The sequence below is a fragment of the Polaromonas sp. YR568 genome (assembly GCF_943371715.1).
Lineage (GTDB): Bacteria > Pseudomonadota > Gammaproteobacteria > Burkholderiales > Burkholderiaceae_C > Polaromonas.
Genome location: NZ_CALRVW010000002.1, coordinates 204353 through 217719, shown reverse-complemented (window position 1 = coordinate 217719; position 13367 = coordinate 204353). Strand labels below are relative to the sequence as shown.

The window sequence follows — 13367 nt, the reverse complement described above, 5'->3', positions numbered from 1 at the left end:
CCGAAAATCAGGGGGTTGGAAGGATTTCAATGGCCAGCGCGTGCAGGCCCTGATCAATGAAATTTTGCAGTGCATCATACACAAGCCGGTGGCAGGCCACGCGGGTTTTCCCGGCAAACGCCGGGCTCGCAATGCGCACACGAAAGTGGCTGCCGAAACCCTGGGCATTCGCGCCCGCGTGGCCGGCATGCGCCGCGCTTTCGTCGATCACTTCCAGCAGACTGGGGCTCAGGCTGTTGCGCAGTTGTTCCTCGATGCGGGCCGCGTGGACGGGCAGGGCGGTGGAGGGGGTAGACGGGGTGGAGGGGGTAGACGGGGTGGAGGACATCATGGCTCGGTCTTGATGTGTTTGTTCAGGAAAACCGCCTGCGCCAGCACAAAAACCAGCATCAGGCCCAGGCCGCCGAACAGCTTGAAGTTGACCCAGGTGGCCGTCGGGAAATTGAACGCCACCCACAGATTGAGCACCCCCATGACCGCGAAAAACGCGATCCAGCTGTAGTTGACCTTGCGCCAGATGGCGTCGGGCAGGTCCATCTGCGCGCCCATCAGCTTCTGGATGCCGTTTTTGCCGAACACCAGCTGCCCGACCAGCAGCGCGCCACCCATGACCCAGTAGAGCACAGTGGGTTTCCACTTGATGAAGCTTTCGCTGTGGAAATAAATCGTGGCACCGCCCAGCATGGTCACCAGCCCCAGGCTGACCCAGAGCATGGTGTCGATCTTGCGGCCGCGCGCCACCAGCCAGAGGATCTGCGCCAGGGTGGCCAGGATCACCACCACGGTGGCCAGCAGCACCGGCGCCTCGGCGATGCCTACCACGCCACCGGAGACCATGAAGCCGAGCCAGTCGGTCGCTGTTTGGGCCGACCAGGCGGTGTTGGCCTCGGCGTACTTGAACATGCCGAAGAAAAGAACAATGGGCAGGAAATCGAACAGAATTTTCATGGGCAGATTATCGCGGGCAAAAATGAGCGATCGGAGCGGGCAATGGTGCCCAAGGTTCAAGAAGGGGCCGCGGAACCGGCTTTGCCGGGCCGCAGGCGCAGCGCCCCCCCGGGGGGCAGCGCAGTACACGAAGTGACAAGCGTGGGGGCCTCACTTCTTTTTGAAATCCAGCGATGCGGAGTTCATGCAGTAGCGCAGGCCGGTGGGTGTGGGGCCGTCGGGGAACACATGGCCCAGGTGGGCGCCGCAGTTGGCGCAGACGGTTTCGGTGCGTGTCATGCCGTAGGCGCGGTCCACATGTTCTTCGATCGCGCCTTCCTTGACTTCCTGCGAAAAGCTGGGCCAGCCGCAGCCCGCGTCAAACTTGGTCGAGGCGTCAAACAGTTCGGCATCGCAGCAAATGCAGCGGTAGGTGCCCGGCTCAAAGGTCTTGTCGTATTTGCCGGTGAAGGCGCGTTCGGTGGCTGCGTGGCGGGTCACCTCGAAAGCACCGGGCTCGGCACCCTTCTCGGCGAGCAGGGCTTTCCACTCGGCATCGGTTTTCTGGATTTTCGGGGGCATGGGGTTACCTTTGGAAATGACTTCTTGATGGTGCTTACGAACTGCAGCTGATTTCGATGGAAGCCGCCCAGTCGGGCGGAAAACCGGCATGGCTGTCGTGGCCGGGATGTTCTTCAAATGGGGCCTGCAGCAGGGTCAGCAAGGTGTCGACCCCGGAAAAATCTTTTAGTTTCGCGGCCTGGATCGCCTGTTCGCCCAGATGGTTGCGCAACACGTACTTGGGATTGTTCTTCAGCATCAAATCGGCCACCAGCCCAATATCGGCGTGCGCCAGGCGCTCCGAATACTGTAGCGCCCACGCATCGTAAGCGGCGCGGTCCAGAAACAGGTCGCGCACCGCTTCGCGCCCCGCCGGCGTGCCGAAATGGCACAGGCGGCGCCAGAAAATGGTGTAGTCCACCTTGTCCGCGGCCAGTAGCTTGAAGGTGGCTTCGATCAAGGCCTTGTCTTCCGGGCGGGCATCCGGCAGGCCCAGCTTGGCGCGCATGCGCGCCTCGAGCGCCTCGGGGAAAACGGTCTTGTAGGACTCCAGCGCGGCCAGCGCCTGGTCCTGCGCCTCGATCAGCGGCAGCAGTGCCTGGCCCAGGCAGAACAGGTTCCAGTAGGCGATGTTGGGCTGCTTGTTGTAGGCGTAGCGGCCCTGGGTGTCCGAGTGGTTGCAGACGTGGCCCGGGTCGAACGCATCGAGAAACTGGAAAGGACCGTAGTCGATGGTCAGGCCCAGGATGCTCATGTTGTCGGTGTTCATCACGCCGTGGCAAAAGCCGGTGGCCTGCCAGGCGGCCATCAGGTGGGCCGTGCGTTCGCTGACGGCCTGCAGCAGGGCGGCATAGGGCTGGGCACCCTCGCGGCAGGCCGGGTAAAAGTGGTCGATCACGAAATCGGCCAGCACCTTGAGCTGTTCGTGCTGGTCGCTGTAGCTGAAATGCTCGAAGTGCCCGAAGCGGATGAAACTCGGCGAGGTGCGCGTCACCACGGCAGCGGTTTCAATCTCTTCGCGGCGGACCCGGGCGTCGGAGCCAGTGACACACAGGGCACGCGTGGTCGGGATGCCCAGCCCATGCATGGCCTCGGAGCAGAGGTATTCGCGGATCGAGCTGCGCAGCACGGCGCGGCCGTCGCCCATGCGGGAGTAAGGCGTCATGCCGGCGCCCTTGAGCTGCACCTCCTGCGGTCCGCCCGGGGTGGCAATCTCGCCCAGCAGGATGGCCCGGCCGTCACCGAGCTGGCCGGCCCACTGGCCGAACTGGTGGCCGCTGTAGACGCTGGCCAGCGGCCGCGAGCCTGGGGCCACCTGGTTGCCGGTGAACAGCGCCAGCGCTTCCTGCGATTCAAACCAGGCCTCGTCCAGTCCCAACTCGCGCGCCAGGGCCTGGTTGCGGCTGACCCAATAAGGTGTGGGCAGGGGGCTGGGAAGGCGGTCGGTGTAAAAATCCGTACCCAGCCGGGCAAAGCGGTTGGCCCATTTCAGGCCGGGGATCGCAGCAAGCGGCTCGCCAATGACAGAGTTCATGCGGTCATTGTCCTATGGCACAAGCAGCCCGGTGCCGGTGGGGTTAAACAAGCCGGAACAGCTTTACCCGGCGGGCTTGTCCTTTTCGGCCTGCGGACGAGAGGCATACGCCGCCAGGGCCTGTTCGTCGAGCATGGCGACACGGCCAAACTCCAGCGACACCAAGCCTTCCTGCTCCAGCGTCTTGAGGGCGCGGTTGACCGTCTGCCGCGACAGCCCGGCCAGGTGGCCGAGTTCTTCCTGCGACAGCACCAGCCGGCGCCGGCCCTGCCAGAACACCCGGGTCAGGTACAGGGCCACACGCTGCTCGGGGGAGCGCAGGCGCTCCGCCTCGATGATGGTCATGGCCTGGCCCAGGCGCCGGTTTAGGTGCGCCACCAGAAAGTGGTTGAAGGGCAGGCTGTGGGCCAGCAATTCATCGAACTGGGCGCGCGGCAGGCACAGCAGCAGGGTGTCGCGCAGGGCAATCACGTCATAACGGCGCGGCTCGGTCTTCAGGACCGAGCCTTCGCCAAACCATTCGCCGTCCGGCACCCCGAGAAAAGCCGACACCCGACCGGTACAGGAGGTGCTTTGCAGCTTGACCAGCCCCGACAGCACGGCATACCAGCCCTTGACCGGCGAACCCGCCGCCAGCATCACCTCGCCCTTGCGGCCCGACAGCGTGAGGGTGCGCTCCAGCAGTCGGGTCTGGGTGTCGGCGGGCAGGGCGGCAAACCACGGCTGGCTGCGCAGAAATCGGTGGTGCGGGAAAACGGCTTCTTCGAGTGACATGGGATCGATTGTCTGCGCAGCCGCGGTGGCAGGACATGGCCGGTACGGAATGTCCGAGCGCCACGGGGAGTGCCATGGGGTTTGTACCTAGAAACTGTCGGAGCAACGACATCTCTTGCCTGCGCCGTACGCGGCGGTGCACAGTGCGGACTGGAAATTCGGGTTGCGGGCCCGGTCCAGGTATCGGTCGATCGTGATGCACGTCAAGAAAAACAAAGACACCGTCCCTGCGCTGTCGCCAAGGCGCTGATTGAGGCCGTGTCCGGGTCAGAACCCGCGTCACCGGCGTTACCATGCATGCGGAGACCAGGCTGCCGACCGGCACAGAATTTTTACCGGACAAGAAAGGAAACAAGACCATGTTGGGTTTGATGCAAAACCAGCCACTGCTGATTTCATCGCTGATCGATTTTGCGGAGCGCCACCACGGCGATGCAGAGATTGTTTCGCGCCGTGTGGAAGGCGACATCCACCGCTACACCTACCGGGACGTGGCACGCCGCTCGCGCCAGGTGGCCAGCGCACTGGACGCGCTCAAGCTGCAGTTCAGTGACCGGGTCGCCACGCTGGCCTGGAACGGCTACCGCCACCTCGAGCTGTATTTCGGCGTCAGCGGTTCCGGCCGCGTGCTGCACACGCTGAACCCGCGCCTGCACCCCGACCTGGTCGCCTGGATTGCCAACCACGCCGAGGACCAGGTGCTGTGTTTTGACATGTCCTTCCTCCCGCTGGTGCAGGCCTTTCATGCGAAATGCACGACCATCAAACATTACATCGCGCTGTGTGATGCGGACAAGCTGCCCACGGACAGCGGCATTCCCAACCTGAGCAGTTACGAAGCCTGGATTGCACCGCATTCGGCCGATTACAAGTGGCCCAGCTTTGACGAGAACTCGGCCTCGAGCATGTGTTACACCAGCGGCACCACGGGCAACCCGAAAGCCGCGCTGTACAGCCACCGCTCGACCATCCTGCATGCCTACGCTGCCGCGCTGCCCGACGTGATGTGCCTGAGCGCACGCGATTCCATCCTGCCTGTGGTGCCCATGTTCCACGTCAACGCCTGGGGCATCCCGTACTCGGCTGCGCTGACTGGCGCCAAGCTGGTGTTTCCCGGCCCGGCACTGGACGGCAAGTCGATTTATGAACTGATCGAAGCCGAGAAGGTGTCCTACGCCGCCGGCGTGCCCACCGTCTGGCAGATGATGCTGGGCCACATGAAGCCTGCTGGGCTCAAATTCTCGACGCTCAAGCGCACCGTCATTGGCGGCTCGGCCTGTCCTCCCGCGATGATCCACGCCTTCCAGGAAGACTACGGCGTCGAGGTGCTGCACGCCTGGGGCATGACCGAGATGTCGCCGCTGGGCACGCTGTGTACGCTGAAAAACAAGCATCTGAGCATGTCGAAAGACGAGCAGATGAAGATCCGGCTCAAGCAGGGACGGGCCATCTACGGCGTGGACATGAAAATTGTCGACCCCGAAGGCAAGGAGCTCGCCTGGGACGGCAAGGCCTTCGGCGACCTGCATGTGAAGGGCCCGTGGATCATTGCCGAGTACTTCAAGGGCGAGGGCGGCAACCCGCTGGTGGACGGCTGGTTCCCGACCGGCGACGTGGCCACCATCGACCCCGATGGCTACATGCAGATCACCGACCGCAGCAAGGACGTGATCAAGTCCGGCGGCGAGTGGATCAGCTCCATCGACATCGAAAACATCGCCGTGGCGCATCCTGCCGTGGCCATGGCAGCGTGTATTGGCGTGCGGCATCCCAAGTGGGACGAGCGTCCCATCATCGCCGTGGTGAAAAAGCCCGGCGCCGAAGTCACCCGCGAGGAGTTGCTCAGTTTCTACGAAGGCAAGACGGCCAAGTGGCAGATTCCCGACGACGTCGTGTTTGTGGATGCGATTCCCCTGGGCGCGACCGGAAAAATGCTCAAGACACGCCTGCGCGAGCAGCTCAAGGACTACACCTTGCCCGGTCTGTGATGCCAAGGTTGGCGTGGCCGGCAAGAGGCCTGGCAGCGCGGTGCATTCCGCGCTGCGGAATGGCCGGCTTTTTCTGCCACGGTACTTTGTCACCTGCGCGATAGCCAGGCCGGTTTTTACGGGCAATCCCCTACGCTGCAGCGCACAAAAACTTGTACTCTGCTCTTATCAGTTAACAAGGAGACATTTGATGAAATTGACCATGAAAATTGTTGCAGCGACGGCCATGATGATGGCTGCCGGTGTGTCCTTCGCCCAGAAAGGCGAAACCGTCAAGATGGTCCGCATTGACCCTCTGACCGGCTTGCTGGGACCGGTGGGTGTCAGCCAGATCAAGGGCTACCAGTTTTTTGCCGAGAAGTTCAGCGGCGCGGGCAACCCGGCTGGCGTGAAGTTTGAAGTCACCCCCATCGACAACAAACTCAGCCCCGCGGAAAGCCTGAACGCGCTGAAAGCAGCCATCGACCAGGGCGCGCGCTACATCATTCAGGGCAATGGTTCTTCGGTGGCGGTGGCCCTGTCGGATGCCATCACCAAACACAATGAGCGCAATCCCGGCAAGGAAGTGCTGTACCTCAACGACTCCGCGGTGGACCCGGATCTGACCAACAGCAAGTGCAGCTACTGGCACTTCCGGTTTGATGCCGACACGTCGATGAAAATGGAAGCGATGTCCAGCTTCATGGTGGACCAGAAGGACATCAAAAAAGTCTACCTGCTGAACCAGAATTACTCCCACGGCCACCAGGTCGCCAAATACGCCAAGGAATCCCTGGCGCGCAAGCGTCCTGATATCCAGATCGTGGGCGAAGACCTGCATCCGCTGGCACAGACGCGCGACTTCGCACCGTACATCGCCAAGATCAAGGCCTCGGGCGCCGACACCGTGATCACCGGCAACTGGGGTTCCGATCTGTCGCTGCTGATCAAGGCCGCCAATGAAAACGGCTACACCGGCAAGTTCTTCACCTACTATGCCGGCGTCACGGGCACCCCGACCGCGCTGGGCACCAATGGTGCCGGTCGCGTCTACCAGATCGCCTACAACCACTACAACATGGGTGGGCAGATGGACAAGTGGATGAAGGAGTTCAACGCCAAGTACAACGACGACTTCTACACCGGTTCGACCATCCGCATCTTCGAGATGCTCGGTGCTGCCATGGCCAAGGCCAAATCCACCGATCCGGTGAAGGTGGCCGCCGCGATGGAAGGCCTGAAGGTCAAGAGCTTCAACGGGGAAGTCGAAATGCGCAAGACCGACCACCAGCTGCAGCAACCGCTGTACATGTCGGTCTGGCAGAAGGCCGATGCCAAGCACCCCTACAGCCCCGAGAAGACCGGCATGACGCTGGCTCCGCTGAAGGAATACCCCAACTATGTCTCGAGCACGCCGACCAGCTGCCAGATGAAACGTCCGTAAGCGAGTCATCCTGAACCAGGAGCCCGAGCGGGTCTGCCGTATCGGGCTCTTTTATTTTTACCGATGAGGAAGGTCGACAGGAATGGAGTTTTTCATCATCTCGATGCTGAACGGGCTGAGCTACGGGCTTTTGCTGTTCATGCTCAGTTCCGGGCTCACGCTGATTTTCAGCATGATGGGCGTCCTGAATTTTGCGCACGCCAGCTTTTACATGCTGGGCGCCTATGTGGGCTACACCGTGGCCCAGTTCGTCGGCTTCTGGCCGGCACTGGTCGCCGCGCCTCTGGTCGTTGGCGCGCTGGGCGCGCTGTTTGAGCGCCAGTTTCTGCGCAAGGTGCACAAATTCGGACATGTCCCCGAGTTGCTGATCACCTTCGGCCTGTCTTATGTGATTGTCGAGCTGGTGCAGCTGATCTGGGGGCGCATTGCCGTCGAGTTTCATCCGCCCGCAGCGCTTCAAGGTCCTGTCTTCACCCTGATCAACGACTCCATCAAGGGCCTGAGCATGGTCTGGGGTACTGCGCCTGCGGAGTTGTGCAGCGCGGCTGATGCCGCCGTGCGCATTGTCTGCTCGCCGTTTCCCGCGACCCGGGGCTTCATGATGCTGGTCGCCCTGGTGATGCTGGCTTCCGTCTGGCTTCTGCTGACGCGCACCCGCATCGGCATGGTGATCCAGGCCGCGCTGACCCACCCGGAGGCGGTGGAGTCCCTGGGCCACAACGTTCCCCGCGTGTTCATGATGGTGTTCGGCGCGGGCTCCGCCCTGGCGGGGCTGGCGGGCGTGATCGGTGGCAGCACCTTTCTTACGGAGCCGGCCATGGCTGCCACCGTGGGCTCCGTCATCTTCGTGGTGGTCGTGGTCGGCGGCATGGGCTCGCTCTCGGGAGCGTTCGTGGCGTCCCTGCTGATAGGCGTCATCCAGACCTTCGCCGTGGCTTTCGACTATTCGCTGGCGACCCTGGCGCAACAGATCGGCTTGCCGCTCAGTGCGGGCATGGCCAACAACTCCTACATCAAGCTCACGCTGTCGCAGGTGGCGCCCATTCTTCCTTATCTGTTCCTGGTGCTCATCCTGATCTTCAGGCCCCGCGGCCTGCTGGGCAAGCGGGAGGGCTGATTCATGAAAAACCACTATCAATTTGCGCCTATCAACATCGGGCGCTGGCTCACCTGGGGGCTGTTCGCCCTGGTTCTGGCCGTCGCGCCGCTGATGTTTGGCAGCGGGCTGGCCATGACCGTGCTGTCCCAGATGGGCATAGCCATCATTGCCTGCCTGTCCTACAACATGCTGCTGGGGCAGGGCGGCATGCTGAGTTTCGGCCATGCGGTGTACACCGGCCTGGGCTCCTTCCTGGCCATCCATGCGCTCAACAGCGTCGGCAACGGCTCCCTGCCGTTGCCGGTGTCGCTGGTGCCCATGGTTGGCGGACTGGCCGGCGTGGGTTTTGCGGTGCTGTTCGGTTACGTCACCACCCGCAAGTCCGGCACGACCTTTGCCATGATCACGCTGGGTCTGGGCGAACTCGTCTTTGCGCTGTCGCTGATGATTCCGGAATTTTTTGGCGGGGAGGGTGGCGTGTCAGGCAACCGGGTGACCGGCAGTGCCAGGATGGGCATCACCTTCGGTCCGCAGATCCAGGTGTATTACCTGATCGCCATCTATACCTTCGTGGCCGTGGGCCTGATGTTCGCCTTCACCCGCACGCCGTTGGGCCGCATGCTCAATGCCGTGCGCGACAACCCGGAACGCGTGGAGTTTGTGGGCTACGACACCCAGAAGGTCCGCTACATCGCCTTCATCATTGCCGGCTTTTTTGCCGGCATCTCGGGCGGGCTGGCAGCGCTCAATTTCGAGATCGTCACCGCGGAAGTGGTCGGAGCCGCCCGCTCGGGGGCCTACCTGCTGTTCACCTTCCTGGGCGGCGCCACCTTCTTCTTCGGGCCCATCATTGGGGCCATCCTGATGGTGCTGGCCTTTGTGCTGCTGTCCGAGTTCACCAAGGCCTGGCTGCTTTACCTGGGCCTGATTTTCCTGTTCATGGTCATGTACGCTCCCGGCGGCATTGCCAGCCTGATCATGATGAACCTGCGCGTGGCGCTGTATGGCAAGCTCAGGCAGCTGTGGGTCAGCTACCTGGCGCTGGCGGTCACCGCGCTGGTCCTGCTGCTGGGCGCCGGCGCCATGATCGAAATGGTGTACCACCTGCAGCTCAACACCACGCTGGGCTCCAAGCTGGAGTTTCTGGGCGTGTCGCTGGACGCCAAGAGTCTCAACAGCTGGTTCGGCGCGGCACTTGTCATGCTGACCGGACTCGGCCTGTTCGAGGTCACGCGCCGGCAGTTCCTGCATGAGTGGGGCGAGATCCAAGAATACATTGAAAAAGAAATCAAGCGCAGGGAGGCCATGTGATGTCGGGCTACGCTTTAGAGCTCAAAGACCTGCGCAAGAGTTTCGGCAAGACCGAAATCATCCGCGGTGTCAATCTTGCGGTGACCGCCGGCGAGCGGGTCGGCATCATTGGCCCCAACGGCGCCGGCAAATCCACGCTGTTCAACCTGATCAGCGGGCGCTTTGCGCCCACCAGTGGCGAGGTCCTGCTCAACGGCCAGCGCATTGACGGCAAGAAGCCGTTCGAGATCAACCGGGCCGGCCTGTCGCGCAGCTTCCAGATCACCAACATCTTCCCCAAGCTCAGCGTCTTCGAGAACCTGCGCTGCGGCGTGCTGTGGAGCCTGGGCTACAAGTACACCTTCCTGAAGTTCCTGGCCGATCTCGATGATGCGAACGAGCGCGCTGACGAACTCATGCAGATGATCAAGCTCGACAAAAAGCGCGACGTGCTGGCCATCAACCTGACTTACGCCGAGCAGCGTGCGCTGGAGATCGGCATCACCATTGCCGGCGGCGCCAACGTCATCCTGCTCGACGAACCGACCGCCGGCATGAGCCGCAGCGAAACCAGCCGCTTCATCAGCCTGATCAAGGAGGTCACGACGGGCAAGACCCTGCTCACAGTGGAGCACGACATGGGGGTGGTGTTCGGGCTGGCCGACAAGATCGCGGTGGTGGTCTATGGCGAAGTACTGGCCTTTGACGTGCCCGAAGCGGTACGCGCCAATCCACGCGTGCAGGAGGCCTACCTCGGCTCTGCCGTGGCCGATTCCCAGGCGGGAGGACACTGACCATGCTCAAGATCGAAAACCTCCACGCCTATTACGGCAAGAGCCATGTGCTGCACGGTGTCCACTTTGAGGTCCAGCCCGGCGAAATCGTGGCCCTGCTGGGCCGTAACGGTTCGGGTCGGTCGACCACGGCCAAGGCCATCATGGGCCTGGTGGAATGCGAAGGCGACATCCACTGGAAAGGCCGGCGTATCACCGGGCAGAAGGCCTACGAGATCGCCCACCTGGGCATCGGCTATGTGCCGGAAAATCGCGATATCTTTCCGACGCTCACCGTGCACCAGAACCTGATGCTGGGGCAAAAGGGCAAGGGCAAAGGCAGCCGCTGGTCGTTTGAAGACATGTACCAGATGTTTCCACGCCTGCGGGAAAGGCAGCACACCGAAGCCGGTGTGTTGTCCGGTGGCGAGCAGCAGATGCTCACGCTGTGCCGCGCGCTGATGGGCGACCCGGACCTGATCATCATCGATGAGCCGACCGAGGGCCTGGCGCCCAAAATCGTCGAACTGGTGGGCCAGTACCTGCAGACCCTGAAGGCCAAGGGCATCTCGGTGCTGCTGATCGAGCAAAAACTGACAATTGCCATGGCAATTTCTGACCGGGCGCTGGTCATGGGCCATGGCAGCATCGTGTTTGAGGGCACGCCGGAAAGCCTGCGCGCCGACGCCTACACCCGCAAGGAGTGGCTGGAAGTCTGAGGCAGACTTTGTCACGGCAGGGACAAGGGCGGCGCCGGTCAGGCTTGCAGTGCCCCGCCAGCCTTCTACAATGGCAAATAGAACGGTCGTACTATTTTTGGACGCCCAGCCGTTTAAGAATCACCACCTGATCCCGCCGATGGCCGGGTAACACGCAACAAAGGAAAAGCAAATGACAGCCAAATACGAAGTCCACGGCAGTGTCGCGGTGATCACCCTCGACAACCCCCCGGTCAACGGCCTGGGTTATGCCACCCGGGTCGGCATCACCGACAGCCTGCAAAAAGCCAATGCAGATGCAGCCGTCAAATCCATTGTGCTGACCGGTGCAGGCAAGGCCTTTTCCGGTGGCGCCGACATCAAGGAATTCGGCACGCCCAAGGCACTGGCCGAGCCCAACCTGCTGAGCGTCATTCTGGCAATCGAGAACTCGTCCAAACCCGTGGTGGCTGCAGTGCACTCCGTGTGCATGGGCGGCGGGCTGGAGCTCGCGCTGGGATGCCACTACCGCATCGCCGCGCCCGGCACCAGCGTGGCCCTGCCCGAAGTCAAGCTCGGCCTTATCCCCGGGGCCGGTGGCACGCAGCGGTTGCCGCGTGCTCTCGGTGTCGAGCCGGCCCTGAACATGATCGTCAGCGGCGAGCCGGTCAAGAGCGAACTGCTGGCCCAGATCCCCGGTCAGAAGCTGTTCGACAAGATGGCCGCGTCCGCAGAATCACTGGCCCAGGAAGCGCTGGCCTTTGCCCAGGCCGTGGCCGACACGCGCCCCTTGCCGCTGGTGCGCAACCTGCCTTGCAAACACCCGAATGGCGATGCCTACTTCCAGTTTGCACGCAACATGGTCAAGGGCATGGCCAAAAACTTTCCGGCCCCCGTCAAGTGCGTGGACGCCGTGGAAGCCGCCACCAAGAAAAAATTCGACGAAGGCATGCTGTTTGAGCGCGAGATCTTCATCAACCTGATGTGGACCCCGGAATGCAAGGCGCTGCGCCATATCTTCGCGGCCGAGCGCGCCGCCTCCAAGATTCCGGACGTGCCGGAAGACACGCCGAAGCGTGAAATCAAGTCCGTCGCCGTGATCGGCGCGGGCACCATGGGCGGCGGCATTGCCATGAACTTCCTGAACGCCGGCATCCCCGTCAAGATGCTGGAGATGAAGCAGGAAGCGCTGGACAAGGGCCTGGCCACCATCCGCAAGAACTACGAAGCCCAGGTCAAGAAGGGCAAGCTCAAGCAGGACAAGTACGAGCAGCGCATGAGCCTGCTGAGCACCACCCTGAGCTACGACGAGCTGAAAGACGCCGACCTCGTGATCGAGGCTGTGTTCGAGGAAATGGGCGTCAAGGAAAAAGTTTTCAAGGAACTCGACCGCGTGATGAAGCCCGGCGCCATCCTGGCCTCCAACACCTCGACGCTGGACCTCAACAAGATCGCGTCGTTCACGAAACGTCCGCAGGACGTGGTCGGCATGCATTTCTTCAGCCCGGCCAACGTGATGAAGCTGCTTGAAGTCGTGCGCGGTGAAAAAACCGCGAAGGACGTGCTGGCCACGGTGATGGCCGTCAGCAAGAAGATCAAGAAAACCGCCGTGGTGTCCGGCGTCTGCGACGGCTTCATCGGCAACCGCATGATCGAGCAGTACGGCCGCCAGGGCGGCTTCCTGCTCGACGAAGGCTGCACGCCGGCGCAGGTCGACAAGGCGATGGAAAAATTCGGCATGGCCATGGGCCCGTTCCGCATGGGCGACCTGGCCGGCAACGACATCGGCTGGGCCATCCGCAAGCGCCGCTACCAGGAAAAGCCGGACATGAAATACAGCAAGACTGCTGACCTGCTGTGCGAGAAGGGCCGTTTCGGCCAGAAGACCGGCGCCGGCTGGTACGACTATGTGCCCGGCAAGCGCGACGCGATTCCGAACGCCGAAGTGGTGAAGATGATTGAAGACCACCGCGCCTCGCTGGGCATCACGCCGCGCAAGATCTCCGACGAGGAAATCGTGCAGCGCCTGGTGTACGCGCTGGTCAACGAGGCAGCCCACATCCTGGAAGAGGGCATCGCGTCCAAAGCCAGCGACATCGACATGGTCTACCTCATGGGTTACGGTTTCCCGATCTACCGCGGCGGCCCCATGAATTACGCCGATCAGGTGGGCCTGTTCAACGTGGTGCAGAGCATGAAGCGTTTTGCACAGAATCCGCTGGATGACGCCAAATTCTGGCAACCGGCACCGCTGCTCGCCAAGCTGGCTGCCGAAGGCAAGACGTTCAATTAATTCCCGG

General features: G+C 62.2%; 12 protein-coding genes. 7 read left to right on the top strand and 5 right to left on the bottom strand.

Annotation, left to right across the window (positions count from 1 at the left end):
• Positions 1 to 7: 7 nt before the first annotated feature.
• The 5 genes from AAG813_RS02470 to AAG813_RS02450 all read right to left on the bottom strand — a co-directional run bounded on the left by AAG813_RS02470 (position 8) and on the right by AAG813_RS02450 (position 3796).
• Positions 8 to 331 (bottom strand): BolA family protein, encoded by a 324-nt coding sequence (locus tag AAG813_RS02470; RefSeq protein ID WP_341911477.1) that lies wholly within the window; start codon positions 329 to 331, stop codon positions 8 to 10.
• Positions 328 to 948: a septation protein A gene (locus AAG813_RS02465; protein ID WP_341911475.1), complete on the bottom strand. Its 621-nt coding sequence runs from the start codon at positions 946 to 948 to the stop codon at positions 328 to 330. The genes AAG813_RS02470 and AAG813_RS02465 overlap by 4 nt, the downstream gene beginning before the upstream one ends.
• 150 nt (positions 949 to 1098) lie before the next feature.
• On the bottom strand, positions 1099 to 1509 hold the full coding sequence (gene msrB / locus AAG813_RS02460) for a peptide-methionine (R)-S-oxide reductase MsrB (RefSeq protein WP_341911474.1): 411 nt from the start codon (positions 1507 to 1509) through the stop codon (positions 1099 to 1101).
• Between the two features lie 34 nt (positions 1510 to 1543).
• Positions 1544 to 3022, bottom strand: a complete 1479-nt coding sequence (locus tag AAG813_RS02455) for a YdiU family protein (protein ID WP_341911471.1) — start codon at positions 3020 to 3022, stop codon at positions 1544 to 1546.
• A 63-nt stretch (positions 3023 to 3085) separates the two neighbouring features.
• Positions 3086 to 3796 (bottom strand): Crp/Fnr family transcriptional regulator, encoded by a 711-nt coding sequence (locus AAG813_RS02450; RefSeq protein WP_341911469.1) that lies wholly within the window; start codon positions 3794 to 3796, stop codon positions 3086 to 3088.
• A gap of 359 nt (positions 3797 to 4155) precedes the next feature.
• Between AAG813_RS02450 and AAG813_RS02445 the strand changes: the two genes are divergently transcribed.
• The 7 genes from AAG813_RS02445 to AAG813_RS02415 all read left to right on the top strand — a co-directional run bounded on the left by AAG813_RS02445 (position 4156) and on the right by AAG813_RS02415 (position 13360).
• Positions 4156 to 5784: a 3-(methylthio)propionyl-CoA ligase gene (locus tag AAG813_RS02445; RefSeq protein ID WP_341911467.1), complete on the top strand. Its 1629-nt coding sequence runs from the start codon at positions 4156 to 4158 to the stop codon at positions 5782 to 5784.
• 190 nt (positions 5785 to 5974) lie between these two features.
• Positions 5975 to 7207, top strand: a complete 1233-nt coding sequence (locus tag AAG813_RS02440) for a branched-chain amino acid ABC transporter substrate-binding protein (RefSeq protein ID WP_341911465.1) — start codon at positions 5975 to 5977, stop codon at positions 7205 to 7207.
• Between the two features lie 82 nt (positions 7208 to 7289).
• Positions 7290 to 8324, top strand: coding sequence for a branched-chain amino acid ABC transporter permease (locus AAG813_RS02435; protein ID WP_341911463.1), 1035 nt, complete (start codon positions 7290 to 7292; stop codon positions 8322 to 8324).
• 3 nt (positions 8325 to 8327) lie between these two features.
• Positions 8328 to 9617: a branched-chain amino acid ABC transporter permease gene (locus tag AAG813_RS02430; protein ID WP_341911460.1), complete on the top strand. Its 1290-nt coding sequence runs from the start codon at positions 8328 to 8330 to the stop codon at positions 9615 to 9617.
• Positions 9617 to 10390 carry an ABC transporter ATP-binding protein gene (locus tag AAG813_RS02425; protein ID WP_341911458.1) on the top strand — a complete coding sequence of 258 codons (774 nt, stop codon included), beginning with the start codon at positions 9617 to 9619 and terminating at the stop codon, positions 10388 to 10390. Before AAG813_RS02430 ends, AAG813_RS02425 begins: the two co-directional genes overlap by 1 nt.
• Positions 10391 to 10392: 2 nt before the next feature.
• Entirely contained in the window at positions 10393 to 11088 is a 696-nt protein-coding gene (locus AAG813_RS02420; protein WP_341911456.1) for an ABC transporter ATP-binding protein, read from the top strand.
• A gap of 172 nt (positions 11089 to 11260) precedes the next feature.
• Positions 11261 to 13360, top strand: coding sequence for a 3-hydroxyacyl-CoA dehydrogenase NAD-binding domain-containing protein (locus AAG813_RS02415; protein WP_341911454.1), 2100 nt, complete (start codon positions 11261 to 11263; stop codon positions 13358 to 13360).
• Positions 13361 to 13367: the final 7 nt, after the last annotated feature.